The sequence below is a fragment of the Streptomyces sp. HUAS TT7 genome, assembly GCF_051550175.1.
GTDB lineage: Bacteria > Actinomycetota > Actinomycetes > Streptomycetales > Streptomycetaceae > Streptomyces.
In genome coordinates this window covers 6406091-6422365 of record NZ_CP196175.1, presented here as the reverse complement: position 1 = coordinate 6422365, position 16275 = coordinate 6406091, and the positions used below count along the sequence as shown (strand labels likewise).

Genomic DNA, 16275 nt, shown 5'->3' with positions numbered 1-16275 from the left:
GTGGAAAGGTAGCTGATCCGCCCATGGGTGTCTCCACCTCCAGCCCCGAGAAGGGGATCTGCCTCGTCACGGTCGACTTCCCGCCCGTCAACGCCCTGCCCGTACAGGGCTGGTACGAGCTGGCCGACGCGGTCCGCGCGGCCGGCCGCGACCCCGGGAACCGCTGTGTGGTGCTCGCCGCAAAGGGCCGCGGCTTCAACGCCGGGGTCGACATCAAGGAGATGCAGCGCGACCCGGGCCACAGCGCCCTCATCGGCGCCAACCGGGGCTGCTACGAGGCCTTCGCCGCCGTGTACGAGTGCGAGGTGCCGGTCGTCGCGGCGGTCGGCGGGTTCTGCCTCGGCGGCGGCATCGGCCTGGCCGGCAACGCGGACGCGATCGTGGCGAGCGACGACGCCGTCTTCGGCCTGCCCGAGCTGGACCGGGGCGCGCTCGGCGCCGCCACCCACCTCGCCCGCCTGGTCCCGCAGCACCTCATGCGCGCGCTGTACTACACCTCGCGCACGGCGACGGCCCAGGAACTGCACGCCCACGGATCGGTGTGGAAAGTCGTCCCCCGCGACGAACTCCCTTCTGCCGCAATGGAGTTGGCGCGCGAGATCGCCCGCAAGGACGGCACGCTGATCCGGCTGGCCAAGGCCGCCATCAACGGCATCGACCCCGTCGACGTACGCCGCAGCTACCGCTTCGAGCAGGGCTTCACCTTCGAGGCCAACCTCAGCGGCGTCGCCGACCGCGTCCGCGACACGTTCGGAGCACCTGACACCTCCGGCGCACCGGCCACCGAGGAGGCCCCGCAGTGACGGACAAGACCATGACGCCCGAGGACGTCGTCGCGCGGCTGCGCAGCGGCATGACCATCGGCATCGGCGGCTGGGGCTCGCGCCGCAAACCGATGGCGCTGGTGCGCGCCCTGCTCCGCTCCCCCGTCACCGACCTCACGGTGATCTCGTACGGCGGACCCGACGTCGGCCTGCTCGCCGCCGCCGGGAAGATCCGCAAACTGGTCGCGCCCTTCGCCACGCTCGACTCGATCCCGCTGGAGCCGCAGTTCCGCGCGGCTCGCCAGGCGGGCGCGTTCGAGCTGATGGAGGTCGACGAGGCGATGTTCATGTGGGGGCTGCACGCGGCAGCCAACCGGCTGCCGTTCCTGCCGGTCCGCGCGGGCATCGGCTCCGACGTGATGCGGGTCAACCCGGGGCTGCGTACGGTCACTTCACCGTACGAGGACGGCGAGACGTTCGTCGCGATGCCGGCCCTGCGCATGGATGCGGCGCTCGTCCACGTCAACCGCGCGGACCGGCTCGGCAACGGCCAGTACCTGGGCCCGGACCCGTACTTCGACGACCTGTTCTGCGAGGCCGCCGACAGCGCGTACGTCTCGTGCGAGCGCATCGTCGACGGCTTCGGGGCCGCCGTGCCGCAGTCCCTGCTGGTCAAGCGGTATGCGGTGACCGGCGTGGTGGAGAGCCCGAACGGCGCGCACTTCACGTCCTGCGTGCCCGACTACGGCCGCGACGAGCCGTTCCAGAAGCTGTACGCGACCACGCCCTGGCCCGAGTTCGCCGAGCGCTTCCTGTCCGGTCCCGACGAGAAGGCCTACCAGTCCGCGGTGCAGAGCTGGCACGAGGAGCAGAAATGACGACCGGCACCGTGCGCGTGAGCCGCGCCGAGTACTGCGTGATCGCCTGTGCCGAGGCCTGGCGCGACAACGGGGAGGTGCTCGCGAGCCCCATGGGCCTGATCCCCTCGGTCGGCGCACGGCTCGCCCGGCGCACCTTCTCGCCCGACCTGCTGCTCACCGACGGCGAGGCGATGCTGGTCGGCCTCGACGGCGAGCCCGAGGGCTGGCTGCCGTACCGCCGGCATCTCGCGATGGTCACCGGCGGCCGGCGGCACGTGATGATGGGTGCGAGCCAGATCGACCGGTTCGGCAACCAGAACATCTCCTGCATCGGCGACTGGAACCAGCCCACCCGCCAGCTCCTCGGCGTACGCGGCGCACCCGTCAACACCCTGAACAATCCGGTGAGTTACTGGGTCCCCAAGCATTCGACCCGGGTCTTCGTGCCGAAGGTCGACATGATCAGCGGCGTCGGCTACGACAGCGCGGCGGCCGCGGGTCCGTCCGCGACGCGCTACCACCGCATCCCGCGCGTGGTGAGCGACCTGGGCGTCTTCGACTTCGCGACGCCGGACCACGCGATGCGGGTGGTGTCGCTGCATCCGGGGGTGAGCGTCGACCAGGTGCGGGAGGCGACGGCGTTCGAACTGTCCGGCCTCGACGAGCCGGCATACACCCGCGAACCCACCCCCGAGGAGCTGCGCCTCGTCCGCGAGGTCATCGACCCGGACGGCCTGCGCGACCGCGAGGTCAGGCCGTGACACCTCCCCGGCTGGAGACGGCGCTGACGAAGCTGGTCGGTGTCCGGCATCCGATCGTGCAGACCGGCATGGGCTGGGTCGCGGGCCCGCGCCTGGTCTCGGCCACCGCGAACGCGGGCGCGCTTGGCATCCTCGCCTCCGCCACGATGACGGTCGAGCAGTTGGGGTCGGCGGTGCGGGAGGTCAAGTCCCGTACGGAGGAACCGTTCGGGGTGAATCTGCGGGCCGATGCCGCCGATGCCCGCGAGCGGGTCCGGATCATCATCGACGAGGGCGTGCGCGTCGCGTCGTTCGCTCTCGCCCCCTCGCGCGAACTCATCGCCGAGCTGAAGGACGCGGGCGTCGTCGTGATCCCCTCCATCGGCGCGAGGCGGCATGCCGAGAAGGTCGCGGCGTGGGGCGCGGACGCGGTGATCGTGCAGGGCGGCGAGGGCGGCGGCCACACCGGCGAGGTGGCAACCACCGTGCTGCTGCCGCAAGTTGTGGACGCGGTCGACATTCCGGTGATCGCGGCGGGCGGTTTCCACGACGGCCGGGGGCTGGTGGCCGCGCTCGCCTTTGGCGCGGCGGGCGTGGCGATGGGCACCCGCTTCCTGCTGACCTCCGACTCCACGGTCCCGGACGCGGTGAAGGCGAAGTACCTGGAAGCCACGGTCAAGGACATCACCGTGACGACGGCCGTGGACGGACTGCCGCACCGCATGCTCCGTACGGAACTCGTCGCATCGCTGGAAGGAGCCGGCCGCATCAGGGCACGGGCGCAGGCGGTGCGCCGGGCGGCCGGCTTCCGGAAGATCTCCGGCCTGACCTGGCCCCAGATGGTCAGGGACGGCATCGCGACGAAGCACGGCAGGAACCTGACCTGGAGCCAGACGCTCTTGGCCGCGAACACTCCGATGCTGCTGCGGGCGTCGATGGTCGAGGGCCGCACCGATCTTGGAGTGATGGCCTCGGGCCAGGTGGCCGGGCTGATCGAGGACCTCCCGAGCTGCGAGGAGCTGATCACCCGCGTGATGGCCGAGGCCGCGCACGTGCTCGCCACCCTGCCGAGGGCAGAGTGAATCCCCTTTGAATCCCCGGGAGTTGATCCCCCCATGAATCACCACCACTCCACTCGCAAGGTGACACGTGCCGGGGTGGCGACCGCCGTGGTCGCCGCGATCCTGGCGGTGGGCGCGCCGATGGCGGCGCCGGCCGTGGCCGTCGGCGGCGCCACGCACCGGCAGGAGGCATCGCCGATCCGCCAGGTCGCCCTGCGGGGCGCGGTCAACGTCCGCGATCTGGGCGGCTATGGGACGTACGACGGAAAGCGGGTCCGGTACGGGCTCGCCTACCGGGCCGACGCCCTGAACAAGGCGACGGACGCGGACGTCACGACGCTCTCGCGGCTAGGCCTGCGCGAGGTGGTCGACTTCCGGGTGCCGCTGGAGCTCCAGTACGACGGCCCCGACCGCCTCCCCGCCGGACTCGCCCCGACCGCACGCCCGGTCCCGGACAGCGGCCTGTACGCGCAGATGCTGGCCGCGATCGGGTCCAGGGACCCGGCGAAGCAGGACGCGATGCTGGGCCACGGCAAGGCGGAGGCCCTCATGCGGACGGCGTACCAGGACTTCGTCTCGGACCCGGCGAGCCGAGCGCAGTTCGGCTCGACGCTGAAGGACCTGGCGGCGGGCCGAGGCCCCCTCCTGTTCCACTGCACGTCGGGCAAGGACCGTACGGGCTGGGAGAGTTACGTGCTCCTGCGTGCGCTCGGCGTGCCGGACGCGACGGCTCAGCAGGACTACCTGGCGTCCAACGGCTTCCGGGCGGCGGCGGACGCGGCACTGCGGGCGGGCCTGAAACAGTCGGGCATGATGCAGAACCCGGACCTGCTGATCCCGCTGCAGGAGGTGCGCCCCGACTACCTGGCCGCGGCGCTGGCCCAACTGTCGTCCCGGTACGGCGACTTGTACGGGTACCTGACGCAGGGGCTCGGCCTGACGATCCGCGACCTGGCCGCGCTGCGGGCCAGGCTGGTGAGCTGATCCAGGCGTGCGCGAGGTCGGCGCGCCGGGCCCGCTCTCAGGGTGCGAGCTGGGCGACAGCCAGGGCGGGACGCGGGGTGCCCATGGGGGCGACCGTCTGAGGGCTGTCCCCCCTGACATCCCCGGGGCTCCGCCCCAGACCGCTCTCCTCGGCAGAGGGGGGCGGGGTTCGCCTGCGGACCGTGCGAGGTTGCTCGCGCAGTTCCCCGCGCCCCTGTAGGGCACCCAGCACCACTGATCGCGCCCGCGCGGCGGAGCCGCACGTGTTATAGCGCCACGCCCCCCAGCAGGGTTGGCCTTGGCAGGGGGCCGTGCGGGCACTCCCGGCTGGGCGACGGACTCGGGCGTCAGCCCATCTCCAGCCCGTCATGGGGGTCCCCCCTGGCCCTTAAGGCCTTGGGGGAGATTGAGGACGAGCGCCCTCAAGGCGCGAACGGGGTCTGGGGCGGAGCCCCAGGGTCCTTCACCCCCGGAGGCCACGCGGCGGAGCCGCAGAGTGTCACAGCGGGAAGGGGCGGGGTGGGGGAAAGATCAGCCCCCGGACCGGCGCCCGCGCCCACCCTGCGGGCGAGCCGCGGAACCCTGCCCAGATCCGCCCTGCGCACGCCCACCCTGCGAGCGAGCCGTAGAACCCTGCGCACGGGACGCGGCACCCTGCCTGCCGGAGCCCGAACCCTGCCGCGCAGAGCCAGAACCCTGCGAGCGGGCCCCGGAAGGCTGGCCCGCACTCTGCCTGGCGGAGCCGGACGGCTGGCCCGCGCCGCGGGAGCCCTGGCCGCCGCGGCGGCCCCTACTGCGCCCGGAAGCCGCACGCTTGGGCTCCGGCTGAGCCGGCACCTCGATGACCACCGGCACCCCGGACGGCTCCCGCGCCCCCGTGACCCGTACAAGCTCCTCGGAGCTCGACTTGATCTCCGCCGTCCGGGGACGGATCCCCGCGAACGACATGAGCTTGGTCATCTCGCGCTTCTCCTCGGGCAGCACGAGCGTGACGACGCTGCCCGACTCGCCCGCCCGGGCGGTACGCCCACCGCGGTGGAGGTAGTCCTTGTGGTCCGTCGGCGGGTCGACGTTGACGACCAGGTCGAGGTCGTCGACGTGGATGCCGCGCGCGGCGACGTTCGTCGCGACCAGCGCGGTGACCTGGCCGTTCTTGAACTGGTCCAGCGTGCGGTTGCGCTGCGGCTGCGAGCGCCCACCGTGCAGACCGGCCGCGCGGACACCGCTGGAGAGCAGCCGCTTGACCAGCCGGTCCACGGACCGCTTGGTGTCCAGGAACATGATCACGCGGCCGTCACGCGCCGCGATCCGCGTGGTGACGGCCTTCTTGTCGGTCTCGTCCATCACGTACAGGACATGGTGTTCCATCGTGGTGACCGCGCCGGCCGACGGGTCGACGGAGTGCACCACCGGGTCGGTGAGGAACATCCGGACCAGGCGGTCGATGTTGGCGTCCAGGGTCGCCGAGAACAGCATCCGCTGGCCGTCCGGCTCGACCTGCTTGAGCAGCGCGGTGACCTGCGGCATGAAGCCCATGTCGGCCATCTGGTCGGCCTCGTCGAGGACGGTGATGGCCACGTTCTCCAGCGAGCAGTCGCCTCGTTCTATGAGGTCCTTGAGCCGGCCCGGGGTGGCGACCATGACCTCGGCGCCACGGCGCAGCGAGCCCGCCTGCTTGGTGATGGAGAGCCCGCCGACGACGGTGGTGAGACGCAGGTTCACGGCCGTCGCGTACGGCGTGAGGGCGTCGGTGACCTGCTGCGCGAGCTCACGCGTCGGTACGAGGACGAGGGCGAGCGGCGCCTTGGGCTCGGCGCGCCGGCCCGCGGTGCGGGCGAGCAGGGCGAGGCCGAAGGCGAGGGTCTTGCCGGAGCCGGTGCGCCCGCGGCCGAGGATGTCGCGGCCCGCGAGCGAGTTCGGCAGGGTGGCGCCCTGGATCGGGAACGGCTCGGTCACGCCCTGCGCGTCGAGCGTCTTGAGCAGCGCCGCGGGCATGTCCAGGTCGGCGAAGGCCTCGACGGCGGGCAGCGCGGGGGTGAGGGTCTCCGGCAGCTTGAATTCGCCCTGCGGCGCCATGGTCCTGCCCTTGGCGGGCTTCGAGGACCTGGCTGCGGGCCGGCCGGAACCCCTGCGGGCACCCGAACCGGAACCGGAACCGGAACCGGAACGGGAGCCGGTACCGGCACCGGAACCGGAGCGCTTGCTGGTCATGCGCGTCATACGGAATTTGCCTTCCTGGGACAAGACAGCACAAGCCGGGACCCGCACCTGAGGGTGCGGGCCCCGGCTGCGAAATTCGCGAGCCGCTGAAACCGCGGCTGCAAAATACGCCTCGTCGGCGATTAGGCGGGAACGATGTTCTCCGCCTGCAGGCCCTTCTGGCCCTGGGTGACCTCGAAGGAGACCTTCTGGCCCTCAAGGAGCTCACGGAAGCCGGAGGAGGCGATGTTGGAGTAGTGGGCGAAGACGTCGGGGCCGCCGCCGTCCTGCTCGATGAAGCCGAAGCCCTTTTCCGAGTTGAACCACTTCACGGTGCCAGTAGCCATGTCATTTCTCCTAAGACAGGGGCAGTTCCGGAAATCCGCGGATTTACGGATTCCTCGTCGCCGCATTGAGCCCATCCGGAGAAACCCCGGAAACAAATAATGCGCCTGAGGATCATTCCCGTCAGGCGCACATAAAGTATATGGGTACCAAAACTGCAACAGCCACCACGATAGCACGCCGCCCTGCGGCACGTCCGTGGGGCATGTCACGGAGGGGCCGGCGAGGCGTCCCCTCCGTGACGGACACCGCCCGGTGTTACAGCCGCTCGATGATCGTCACGTTGGCCTGGCCGCCACCCTCGCACATCGTCTGGAGGCCGTAGCGGCCGCCGGTGCGCTCCAGCTCGTGCAGCAGCGTCGTCATCAGCTTGACGCCGGTCGCGCCGAGCGGGTGGCCGAGCGCGATCGCGCCGCCGTTGACGTTGACCCGGGCCGGGTCGGCGCCGGTCTCCTTCAGCCAGGCGAGCACCACCGGCGCGAAGGCCTCGTTGATCTCGACCAGGTCGAAGTCGTCGATCTTCATGCCGGTCCTCTTCAGGGCGTACGCGGTGGCCGGGATCGGGGCGGACAGCATGCGGATGGGGTCCTCGCCGCGTACCGAGAGGTGGTGGATGCGGGCGCGCGGGGTCAGCCCGTGCTCGGCGAGGGCGCGCCCGGAGGCGACGAGGAGGGCGGCCGCGCCGTCGGAGACCTGGGAGGAGCAGGCCGCGGTGATGGTGCCGCCGGCCATGACGGGCCCCAGGCCCGCCATCTTCTCCAGGGTGGTGTCCCTGCGCGGCCCTTCGTCCGCCGTCACGTCGCCGTACGCGACGGTCTCGCGCTCGAAGCGGCCCTCGTCGACGGCGCGGATGGCGCGCCGGTGCGAGCTCAGCGCGAACTCCTCCATGTCGAGGCGCGAGATCCCCCACTTCTCGGCGATCAGCTGCGCGCCGTGGAACTGGTTCACCGGCGCGTCCCCGTAGCGGGCCCGCCAGCCCTCGCTGCCGAGGTAGGGGCCGTCGGTCAGGCCGAGCGGTTCGGCGGCCTGACGGGAGGCGAAGGCGATCGGGATCATCGACATGTTCTGGGTGCCGCCCGCGACCACCAGGTCCTGGGTGCCCGAGAGCACGCCCTGCGCCGCGAAGTGGATCGCCTGCTGGGACGAGCCGCACTGGCGGTCGATGGTGACGCCGGGGACCTCTTCCGGCAGGCCCGCCGCCAGCCAGGACGTACGGGCGATGTCACCGGCCTGCGGGCCGACGGTGTCCAGGCAGCCGAAGACGACGTCCTCGACGGCGGCCGGGTCGACGCCGCTGCGCTCGACGAGCGCCTTCAGGACGTGGGCGCCGAGGTCCGCGGGGTGGACCGCCGAGAGCCCTCCCCCGCGCCGGCCCACCGGGGTGCGTACCGCTTCGACGATGTAGGCCTCGGACATGCCAACTCCTCAATCACATAAGCGAGTTACGTACGTACGGCGATTCCGTCCAGGACCATCGAGAGGTACTGGCGGGCGATCTCCTCCGGGCTGTGCCGGCCGCCGGGGCGGTACCAGGACGCGGCCACCCACACCGTGTCGCGCACGAAGCGGTAGGTGAGGCGGATGTCCAGGTCGGCGCGGAAGGCGTGCGAGGCGACGCCGCGCTCAAGGGTTCCGAGCCACGCCTTCTCGAACTTCTGCTGCGAGTCGGTCAGATAGTGGAAGCGGGGCAGCGCGGCCAGGTGCTTGGACTCCTTCTGGTAGATCGCGACGGCGGCGCGGTGCCGGTCGATCTCCCGGAAGGACTCCGTGACCAGGGCCTCGATGGTCTCCCTCGGGCCGAGCCCGGCGGCGAGCACGGCGTCGTACCCCTCCCAGAGTTCGTCCAGGAAGGTCGAGAGGATCTCGTCGAGCATCGACTCCTTGGAGTCGAAGTGGTAGTAGAGGCTGCCCGCGAGCAGGCCCGCCTCGTCGGCGATCCTCCGGACGGTGGTGGCGTTGTACCCGTGAGCGGCGAACACCTCGGCCGCCGTGGCGAGGAGTTCGCGCCGCCGCTCGGGCGAGGCGGTCACCTGCGTCTTCTTCTTGTTCGTTGGCACCCGACCATTGTGCTGCTCCCGCTAGGCGTGCTGGCTGCTGACGGAGACGACCTCGCCGGTCAGGTACGAGGAGTAGCCGCTGGCCAGGAACACGATGACGTTGGCGACCTCCCAGGGCTCCGCGTAGCGTCCGAACGCCTCGCGGGCGGTGAGCTCTTCGAGGAGTTCGGCGGAGGTGACCTTCACCAGGTGCGGGTGCATGGCGAGGCTGGGCGCGACGGCGTTGACCCGCACGCCGAACTCGGCGGCCTCGATCGCCGCGCACCGGGTGAGCGCCATGACGCCGGCCTTGGCCGCGGCGTAGTGGGCCTGCCCGGCCTGGGCGCGCCAGCCGACGACGGACGCGTTGTTGACGATCACGCCGCCCCGGCCGGACTCCTTGAAGGCGCGCAGGGCCGCCCTCGTACAGCGGAAGGTGCCGTTCAGGGTGACGTCGAGGACCTTGGACCACGCTTCGTCGCCCATGTCGACGAGGGAGCAAGTGCCGCCCAGGCCCGCGTTGTTGACGACGATGTCGAGTCCGCCGTGTTCGCGGGCGGCGAGTGCGAAGAGGGCGGCGACCTGTTGTTCGTCGGTCACGTCGCAGGGGATGGAGGCGACGTTGTCGGCGCCGAACTCGGCGGCGAGTACCTGCTCGGTCTCCCCCAGGCGGCGGGCGTGGGCGTCGCCGATGACGATGCGGGCGCCCTCTTCGAGGAGTCTGCGGGCGGTGGCGCCGCCGATCCCGGCACCGGCCGCCGCCGTGACGACGGCGGTGCGGCCGTCGAGGAGGCCGTGGCCCGGCACGTACTGAGCCTTGTTGTCCGTCACGGCGCCACGTTAACCTACCAAACACTTGTTAGGGAAGGATGGTGTGCCGTACCCATGGACCTGGACCCCACGCCCGACCAGGAGGCCTTCCGGGCCGAGGCGCGCGACTGGCTCGCAGCGCACGTCCCCGCCGCTCCGCTCCCCTCCCTGGAGACCGAGGACGGTTTCGCCGCGCACCGGGAGTGGGAGGCGCGGCTGTCCGCGGACCGCTGGTCGGTGGTGTCGTGGCCCGAGGAGTACGGGGGCCGGGGCGTCGACATCTTCAAGTGGCTGGTCTTCGAGGAGGAGTACTTCGCGGCGGGCGGCCCCGGCCGCGTCTCGCAGAACGGCATCAACCTGCTCGCGCCCACCCTGTTCGACCACGCGACGCCCGAGCAGCGGGCGCGGATCCTGCCGGACATGGCGAGCGGCGCGACGATCTGGGCGCAGGCCTGGTCCGAGCCGGAGGCCGGCTCGGACCTCGCGTCCCTGAGGTCCAGAGCGGTGCGCACACAAGGCGGTTGGCTGCTCTCGGGGCAGAAGACCTGGTCGTCGCGGGCCGCGTTCGCCGACCGCGCCTTCGGCATCTTCCGTACGGATCCGGACGCGGCCAGGCCCCACCAGGGCCTGACCTATCTGATGTTCGACCTGCGGGCGCCCGGTGTGACGGTCCGGCCGATCGGCCGCCTCGACGGCAAGCCGGCCTTCGCCGAGCTGTTCCTCGACGGCGTCTTCGTGCCGGACGAGGACGTCATCGGCGAGGTGGGCGCGGGCTGGCGGATCGCCATGTCGACGACCGGCAACGAGCGCGGCCTGATGCTGCGCTCTCCCGGCCGCTTCCTCGCGTCGGCCGCGCGGCTCGTGGAGCTGTGGCGCACGGCGGGAGACCCGGCGGACACCGCACTGCGCGACCGGGTCGCGGACGCGGTGATCGGGGCGCGCGCCTATCAGCTCTTCACCTGCGCGGGCGCCTCCCGCTTAGCCGCGGGCGAGACCATCGGCGCCGAGTCGAGCCTGAACAAGGTGTTCTGGTCGGAGTACGACATCGCCCTGCACGAGACCGCGCTCGACCTGCTCGGCCCGCACGGCGAACTGTCCGATGAGGCCAACGAGGCGCCCGCGTACGGCAGTTGGGCCGAGAACCACGTCTTCTCGCTGGCCGGTCCGATCTACGCGGGGACGAACGAGATCCAGCGCGACATCATCGCCGAGCGCCTGCTCGGCCTGCCGAAGGGCCGCCGATGAGGTTCCTGCTCACCCCGGAACAGCTCGACTTCGCCCACTCCCTGGACGCGATGCTGACCGCCGCCGACACGCCCTCGGCGGTACGGGCCTGGGGCGCGGGGGACTCCGGGCCCGGCCGCGCCCTGTGGTCCCGGGTCGCCGAGGCCGGGGTGTTCGCACTCGCCGCACCCGAGGCGTACGAGGGTGTCGGGCCGCTGCCGGTCGAACTGGCCGTGGCCTGCGTGGAGTTGGGGCGGCATGCGATGCCGGGCCCGCTGGTGGAGACGGTCGCAGCGTCCGCCCTGCTCGCCCGGCTCGCGGAGCTCGGCGAGGAGGGCCCGGCCAAGCGGCTGCTGCCCGGGATCGTGTCGGGCGCGTGCGCGGCGAGCGTGCTGTTCCCTGGCGCGAGCCCGTACGCGCTCGACGCGGACGCGGCTGACGTGGTGCTCGCGGTGACCGGCCAGGAGGTGCGGCTCGCGCCGGGCCATGGCCCCGTCCAGCCCTCGGCCGACCCGGCCCGGCGCCTTTCCCGCCCGCTGCCCGGCGGTGAACTCCTCGCCACCTGGCCCCAGTTGGAGGAGGCTGTCGCGTATGCCACGCTCTGGGCGCGGCTCGCCGCGGCGGGCCAGTGCCTGGGGATCGCCGAGGCGCTGCTTGCCCGGACCGTGACGTACGTCAAGCAGCGCACCCAGTTCGGGGCGCCCATCGGGTCCTTCCAGGCGGTCAAGCACCGGCTCGCGGACACGCTGGTCGCGGTGGAGTTCGCGCGGCCGCTGCTGTACGGGGCGGCGCTTTCGCTCGCGCCCGGCGATGTGGCCGCGGCGAAGGTGACGGCGGGCGAGGCCGCGTACGCCGCCGCCCGCACCGCGCTGCAGCTGCACGGTGCGGTGGGCTACACCCAGGAGCTCGACCTGTCGCTGTGGCTGAGGAAGGCGCGTCCGCTGAGGGACGCGTGGGGGACGCCGCCGGAGTGTCGCGCGGCAGTGCTGGGCGGCTGAGCGGAGTGTTTGCCCGGGTGCCGGGGGCTCGGCCCCCTGCACCCCGCAGCTCAGTGGACCTGGCCCGTGGGGCGGACCACTACCTGGTTCACCTCGACCCCGGCCGGCTGGGCCAGCGCCCACACGATCGCTTCGGCCACGTTCTCCGGGGTCATCGCCGGGCCGTCGGGGACCACGCCCGTCGGGTGGCTCGACCAGAACGGGCTGTCCACGCGGCCCGGCGCGACCAGGGTCACGCCGACGCCGGAGCCGGTGACCAGGACCCGGGTGTTCTCGGCGAGCGAGGTCAGCGCGCTCTTGCTGACCGAGTACATGTTGCCCGGGGTGTTCTTGATGCCCGCCGTGCTGCCCACCATCACGATGCGGCCGCCGCTCTCGGTGAGCGCGGGCAGCGCGGCCTTCACCAGGACGGCCGGGCCGAGCACATTGACCATGAGCATCTCGCGCCAGTGCTCGGGGTCGCCGTTGGCGAGGTTGTCGTGCGTGGAGAACCCGGCGTTGGCCACGACGTGGTCGAGCCGCCCGAAGTTCTTGACGGTCGCCTCGACGGCCGCGCCGATCGACGTGAGGTCGGTGGTGTCGGCGGCGACCGCCAACATCCGCTCCCCCGCGCCGAGTTCAGCAGCGAAGGCATCCAGCTTCGCCTGGTCGCGGCCGGTGACGGCGACCCGGTGGCCGCCGTCCAGGAGCCGCCGGACGGTCGCGGCGCCGATCCCGCTCGACCCGCCGGTGACAAGGGTGACCGCGCCGTTGTTGTGCTCGCTGCTCATGAACTCCCCTGGATTCTCGAACCCGTCGCATACCCAGGGCGACTGTAGCCCGGCGCCTCAGGCGTCTTCGCGGAGGCTCTCCTCACTGTTGCCGCGCCGCAGCGTGCGCAGGGCGGTGCCGGGTCGCCAGGCGCGTACGACCAGTTCGTCGTTGTCCAAGCCCGTGTGGACGACCTCGGTCAGCTCGCCGCGGAAGAGGTGGAACGGCTCGGGCGGCTCGACCTGCGCGGCGTAGGCCGCCTTGACCGCGGGGTCGGTGACCTCCACGGCCCGGCCGCTGATCCGTACGTCGCCGTCGGCCATCTCGGCGTCCGGGCCCGGGTTGGCCTGCACCGCGAAGCGCGGGTCGCGGCGCAGGTCGAGGGCCTTCATCGAGTTCGGCATCATGCCGAGCCACAGCTCGCCGTCCCGGAAGTCCACCTCCAGGCCGGTCACCCGGGGCGAGCCGTCCTTGCGCAGGGTGGCCAGGACATGGTGCTTGTACTTGTCGAACCGGGCCTCGACGAGCCCGGCGAACTGCGCCTCGGCCTGCCGGAACTCGCTCCAGCCGACCGCCGCGTTCCCTGTCTCCTTGGTTGCCATGCCTCCAGGAAACCTCAGATACCCGACATCTCCTGTCCGGATTGCCGCGCCGGGAGGGTGACGACGGCCGCATGCCCCTCGGCCCGCACCACCGCGCCGCCCTCGTCGGTGAGCACCGCGTCGTACGGACCGAGGCGTACGCCGTCGACCTGGGCGGGTGCGTCGAGCGCGACGATCAGGGCGGGCCCGGCGACGCCGAGTCCGCCCCGCACCACGGCGACCGCCGGGGCGGGGCGGCCCCTGCGGAACATCACGTTGAAGTTGACGACGGGGCCGGCCAGGAGGCGGCAGTCGGTGGGGGCGTCGCCGGGGAAGTGCTGCGGCACGAACCGCTCGTCCACCAGGCGGCGTTGACCGTCCACGGTGAGGTCCATTCCGGCGCCCTCGACGACGGTGAGGATCCGGTCCACACCGGGAAACCCGGAGAACGGGCCGTCCGCGCCGACCTCTGCGAGGCTGACCCGCCACTCGAAGTCCGCGGTCCCCGCGCCTTCGGGGTGAGCGGCGATGCCCCGGGTCACCCCACCGCCGTTCTTCCACGGCACGGCCTTCCTGGCGGCGGCCCGCAACACGTTCACCGTACGATTCCTTCCGCCCGGGCGGCGCGCAGCCACTGCGGGAACTCGCCGAGCAGCCGGTCGTAGAGCTGGGCATCACTCACCCCGCGCGGGTCGGTCCCGGCGGCGAAGAACCCGGCGTTGTCGACGCAGCGGTATTGGGGGACGGCCAGTTCGTCGAGTCTGCGCAGGAAGTCGAACTGGTGGCCGCGGGGGTTGCCGAAGCCGATGAACTGCCAGAACATCGGCAGGGTGGCCGCTTTGCAGACGTACCGCTCGGCCGCGAGGCGGCTGCTGGGGCCGCCGTCCGTCTGGAAGACGACGAGCGCGGGGGCGTCCGCGCCGCTCTCCAGGTAGTGGTCGATGACCGCGTCCATCGCCACGTGGTAGTCGGTCCGGCCCATGTGGCCGAGGTTGGCCACGATGCGCTCGATGCGCCCGTGGTGGTTCTCCAGGGCGATCTCGGTCTCGGCGTCGATGCCGGTGGAGAAGAACACCACCGGCACCCGGCCGTCGTCGTCGAGGTGCGCGGAGAGGCCCAATACCCGGTCGGCCAGCGCCTGCACGCTGCCGTTCCTGAAGTACGGGCGCATCGAGCCGGAGTAGTCGACGACGAGGTAGACGGCGGCGGTCTCGTCGTCGAGCCCGTGCTTCTCCAGGGACACGGCGGCGCTCTTGTAGAGGGAGACGAGCGCGGGCGCGGCCTCCTCCACGTTGCGGAGGGACAGTGCGGGCATGCGGCGCGTCTCCGTTCACTCGCCGGGGCGCGGGGGCCGGAGTGATGAGGGTACGCCAGCTTTGGGGGCGGTTGTTGGGGGTGCGAGTCGGCCCCGCCGGGCGGGGGCGCGCTGTGGCGCCCGGCGCCGGGGTCGTCAAGCTCCGCTTGGGGGTGTGGTTGTTCGGGTGCAGGTCCGCTCGGGCTGGTCGCGCAGTTCCCCGCGCCCCTAGGGGGTTGCACCTCCGGCGCCGGAGGCTGGAGGCCCTTCCTGCGTCCGGACCTACGAGGTTTCTCCCTGATCCTGGAAGGCGGGCAGCGCGAAGATCCGCTCCTTTGCTTCGTCCTCCATCAGCTCCACCAGCGGAAGCACCAGTTCCCACAGGTTTTGTTTGTCCACCTCTCTCGTCAGGGCGTCCAGGTCCTCGTCCGTCAGGGCTCCCGCCGCGTCTGCCACCACCTTGCGGGATGCGTCGGGCAGCAGCTCCACCAAGGGGAGGAACTCCGCCCACAGGGCCGTTGCCACTACTGCCGGGACCACTCCGGCCAGGATCGACGGGTCCGTCAGGGAGGGGAGTACTGCCACCGACCGGCGGTCATCCTCGGGCAGCAGGGCCACCAGGGGGAGCAGTGACTCCCACAGGTTCTGGGCGGCCACCGTGCGTACCAGCGTGTCCAGGCGGTCCTGGGGCTGGCGCGCGGCCAGTGTCGCGATGCGGGCGCGCTGGTCCCCCGTCACCATGCCCGCTACCGCCAGGGCCTCGGGCCACAGGCCGTCGGCCGCCGAGGCGATGACTTGGGCCAGGCGCTCCTCGCCCATCAACTCGATGATCCTGCCCAGCCGTTGGGGCTGGTCCACCGCGAAACCCGTGCGCAGCACCACCGCGTCGTCCACCTGCGGCAGGATCCGGGTCAGCGCCGAGTCGCGCAGGTGGCCGACGAAGCGGCCCATCGTGAGGTGGTCGCCGCGTTCGGCGAGGGCGACCGAGATCCGTACGAGCAGGTTCTCGTCCAGGCGGTCCACGATGCCCGCGATGCGGCGCGGGTCCAGGTGGGCGCAGGACGCGGCGGTGAACGCCACCGGGAGTTTCTCGATGATGTCGGCGGCCCGGGCCGGTTCGAGACGGCCCGCGACGGCGGCCGCCAGGCGCGGGCCGAGGGCCTTTTGCGAGATGGCGGCGGCTACCCCGGCCGGGACGAGTTTGGTGGCCCGGGCGATGCGGTCGAGCATGTCCGGCATGCCGTCGAACAGGGCGGCCACCGCCTGTTCGCGGAGCTTGTGCAGGTCCTCGGCGGGTAGGGCGGCCAGGAAGGCCAGGTGCTCGGGGCGCTCGTCGAGCAGGGCCGCGATCTTCTCGGTCTCCGCGCGGTTGCGGAGCTTGTCCATGGCCGGCCTCACTTGAAGAGGATGCGGCGGACGGGGCCGCGGGCGAGGGCGGGCACCAGTTGCAGGGCCTCTTCGGCGGCCTCGCCGAGACCGGCCGCCCGGCTTTCGCGTTCCTTGCGCAACACGCCTGCGAGGAAAGCGAGTTGATCGGTCGTCAGCTCCGCCAGGGAATCCGGCGGCGCGGCCCCCAGCTCCGTAATCAACTGCGACAGCGCTTCGTTGCTCAACGGATCCTCCCGGTGG

Annotated in this window: 18 protein-coding genes; 7 read left to right on the top strand and 11 right to left on the bottom strand. The window is 71.8% G+C overall.

What is annotated here, in order from left to right:
• The first annotated feature begins 23 nt into the window (after nucleotides 1–23).
• Genes ACSHXC_RS28900 through ACSHXC_RS28880 form a run of 5 tightly spaced genes read left to right on the top strand, consistent with a single transcriptional unit; the run spans nucleotide 24 to nucleotide 4409 of the window.
• Complete coding sequence (locus ACSHXC_RS28900) at nucleotides 24–803, top strand: enoyl-CoA hydratase family protein (protein WP_438294382.1); 780 nt, start codon at nucleotides 24–26, stop codon at nucleotides 801–803.
• The gene (locus ACSHXC_RS28895; RefSeq protein ID WP_438294381.1) at nucleotides 800–1642 is read left to right on the top strand and encodes a CoA transferase subunit A; all 843 of its coding nucleotides are present in this window, start codon (nucleotides 800–802) and stop codon (nucleotides 1640–1642) included. The genes ACSHXC_RS28900 and ACSHXC_RS28895 overlap by 4 nt, the downstream gene beginning before the upstream one ends.
• Nucleotides 1639–2385 (top strand): CoA-transferase subunit beta, encoded by a 747-nt coding sequence (locus ACSHXC_RS28890; RefSeq protein WP_438294380.1) that lies wholly within the window; start codon nucleotides 1639–1641, stop codon nucleotides 2383–2385. Before ACSHXC_RS28895 ends, ACSHXC_RS28890 begins: the two co-directional genes overlap by 4 nt.
• 11 nt (nucleotides 2386–2396) lie before the next feature.
• The gene (locus ACSHXC_RS28885) at nucleotides 2397–3446 is read left to right on the top strand and encodes an NAD(P)H-dependent flavin oxidoreductase (protein ID WP_438296880.1); all 1050 of its coding nucleotides are present in this window, start codon (nucleotides 2397–2399) and stop codon (nucleotides 3444–3446) included.
• A gap of 60 nt (nucleotides 3447–3506) precedes the next feature.
• Nucleotides 3507–4409, top strand: a complete 903-nt coding sequence (locus tag ACSHXC_RS28880; RefSeq protein WP_438294379.1) for a tyrosine-protein phosphatase — start codon at nucleotides 3507–3509, stop codon at nucleotides 4407–4409.
• Between the two features lie 531 nt (nucleotides 4410–4940).
• Here the strand turns inward: ACSHXC_RS28880 and ACSHXC_RS28875 are convergent.
• The 5 genes from ACSHXC_RS28875 to ACSHXC_RS28855 all read right to left on the bottom strand — a co-directional run bounded on the left by ACSHXC_RS28875 (nucleotide 4941) and on the right by ACSHXC_RS28855 (nucleotide 9820).
• The gene (locus tag ACSHXC_RS28875; protein WP_438294378.1) at nucleotides 4941–6629 is read right to left on the bottom strand and encodes a DEAD/DEAH box helicase; all 1689 of its coding nucleotides are present in this window, start codon (nucleotides 6627–6629) and stop codon (nucleotides 4941–4943) included.
• A 122-nt stretch (nucleotides 6630–6751) separates the two neighbouring features.
• Complete coding sequence (locus ACSHXC_RS28870) at nucleotides 6752–6955, bottom strand: cold-shock protein (protein ID WP_030362889.1); 204 nt, start codon at nucleotides 6953–6955, stop codon at nucleotides 6752–6754.
• 256 nt (nucleotides 6956–7211) lie between these two features.
• Nucleotides 7212–8369, bottom strand: a complete 1158-nt coding sequence (locus ACSHXC_RS28865) for an acetyl-CoA C-acetyltransferase (protein ID WP_438294377.1) — start codon at nucleotides 8367–8369, stop codon at nucleotides 7212–7214.
• Nucleotides 8370–8395: 26 nt separating this feature from the next.
• Nucleotides 8396–9010 (bottom strand): TetR/AcrR family transcriptional regulator, encoded by a 615-nt coding sequence (locus tag ACSHXC_RS28860; RefSeq protein ID WP_438294376.1) that lies wholly within the window; start codon nucleotides 9008–9010, stop codon nucleotides 8396–8398.
• 21 nt (nucleotides 9011–9031) lie between these two features.
• Nucleotides 9032–9820: an SDR family oxidoreductase gene (locus ACSHXC_RS28855; RefSeq protein ID WP_438294375.1), complete on the bottom strand. Its 789-nt coding sequence runs from the start codon at nucleotides 9818–9820 to the stop codon at nucleotides 9032–9034.
• A 54-nt stretch (nucleotides 9821–9874) separates the two neighbouring features.
• Here ACSHXC_RS28855 and ACSHXC_RS28850 point away from each other — a divergent pair, with 54 nt between their 5' ends.
• Nucleotides 9875–11044 carry an acyl-CoA dehydrogenase family protein gene (locus ACSHXC_RS28850; RefSeq protein WP_438294374.1) on the top strand — a complete coding sequence of 390 codons (1170 nt, stop codon included), beginning with the start codon at nucleotides 9875–9877 and terminating at the stop codon, nucleotides 11042–11044.
• Nucleotides 11041–12021, top strand: a complete 981-nt coding sequence (locus ACSHXC_RS28845) for an acyl-CoA dehydrogenase family protein (RefSeq protein ID WP_438294373.1) — start codon at nucleotides 11041–11043, stop codon at nucleotides 12019–12021. The genes ACSHXC_RS28850 and ACSHXC_RS28845 overlap by 4 nt, the downstream gene beginning before the upstream one ends.
• Before the next feature lie 50 nt (nucleotides 12022–12071).
• On the opposite strand, the gene ACSHXC_RS28840 is transcribed toward ACSHXC_RS28845, so the two are convergent.
• The 6 genes from ACSHXC_RS28840 to ACSHXC_RS28815 form a co-directional block, all read right to left on the bottom strand.
• Nucleotides 12072–12791 (bottom strand): SDR family oxidoreductase, encoded by a 720-nt coding sequence (locus ACSHXC_RS28840; protein WP_438294372.1) that lies wholly within the window; start codon nucleotides 12789–12791, stop codon nucleotides 12072–12074.
• 57 nt (nucleotides 12792–12848) lie between these two features.
• Complete coding sequence (locus ACSHXC_RS28835) at nucleotides 12849–13373, bottom strand: pyridoxamine 5'-phosphate oxidase family protein (RefSeq protein WP_438294371.1); 525 nt, start codon at nucleotides 13371–13373, stop codon at nucleotides 12849–12851.
• Between the two features lie 14 nt (nucleotides 13374–13387).
• Entirely contained in the window at nucleotides 13388–13951 is a 564-nt protein-coding gene (locus ACSHXC_RS28830) for a HutD/Ves family protein (protein ID WP_438294370.1), read from the bottom strand.
• On the bottom strand, nucleotides 13948–14667 hold the full coding sequence (locus ACSHXC_RS28825) for a vWA domain-containing protein (protein WP_438294369.1): 720 nt from the start codon (nucleotides 14665–14667) through the stop codon (nucleotides 13948–13950). The genes ACSHXC_RS28830 and ACSHXC_RS28825 overlap by 4 nt, the downstream gene beginning before the upstream one ends.
• Before the next feature lie 261 nt (nucleotides 14668–14928).
• The gene (locus ACSHXC_RS28820; RefSeq protein WP_438294368.1) at nucleotides 14929–16032 is read right to left on the bottom strand and encodes a hypothetical protein; all 1104 of its coding nucleotides are present in this window, start codon (nucleotides 16030–16032) and stop codon (nucleotides 14929–14931) included.
• A gap of 8 nt (nucleotides 16033–16040) precedes the next feature.
• Nucleotides 16041–16259, bottom strand: coding sequence for a hypothetical protein (locus ACSHXC_RS28815; RefSeq protein ID WP_438294367.1), 219 nt, complete (start codon nucleotides 16257–16259; stop codon nucleotides 16041–16043).
• Nucleotides 16260–16275 lie beyond the last annotated feature (16 nt).

Bases quoted from the DNA above. Each gene is read 5' to 3' on its own strand.
- ACSHXC_RS28900 (WP_438294382.1), top strand. From the start codon at position 24: ATGGGTGTCTCCACCTCCAGCCCCGAGAAGGGGATCTGCCTCGTCACG.
- ACSHXC_RS28890 (WP_438294380.1), top strand. From the start codon at position 1,639: ATGACGACCGGCACCGTGCGCGTGAGCCGCGCCGAGTACTGCGTGATC.
- ACSHXC_RS28875 (WP_438294378.1), bottom strand. From the start codon at position 6,629: ATGACGCGCATGACCAGCAAGCGCTCCGGTTCCGGTGCCGGTACCGGC.
- ACSHXC_RS28870 (WP_030362889.1), bottom strand. From the start codon at position 6,955: ATGGCTACTGGCACCGTGAAGTGGTTCAACTCGGAAAAGGGCTTCGGC.
- ACSHXC_RS28865 (WP_438294377.1), bottom strand. From the start codon at position 8,369: ATGTCCGAGGCCTACATCGTCGAAGCGGTACGCACCCCGGTGGGCCGG.
- ACSHXC_RS28850 (WP_438294374.1), top strand. From the start codon at position 9,875: ATGGACCTGGACCCCACGCCCGACCAGGAGGCCTTCCGGGCCGAGGCG.
- ACSHXC_RS28845 (WP_438294373.1), top strand. From the start codon at position 11,041: ATGAGGTTCCTGCTCACCCCGGAACAGCTCGACTTCGCCCACTCCCTG.
- ACSHXC_RS28840 (WP_438294372.1), bottom strand. From the start codon at position 12,791: ATGAGCAGCGAGCACAACAACGGCGCGGTCACCCTTGTCACCGGCGGG.
- ACSHXC_RS28835 (WP_438294371.1), bottom strand. From the start codon at position 13,373: ATGGCAACCAAGGAGACAGGGAACGCGGCGGTCGGCTGGAGCGAGTTC.
- ACSHXC_RS28825 (WP_438294369.1), bottom strand. From the start codon at position 14,667: ATGCCCGCACTGTCCCTCCGCAACGTGGAGGAGGCCGCGCCCGCGCTC.
- ACSHXC_RS28820 (WP_438294368.1), bottom strand. From the start codon at position 16,032: ATGGACAAGCTCCGCAACCGCGCGGAGACCGAGAAGATCGCGGCCCTG.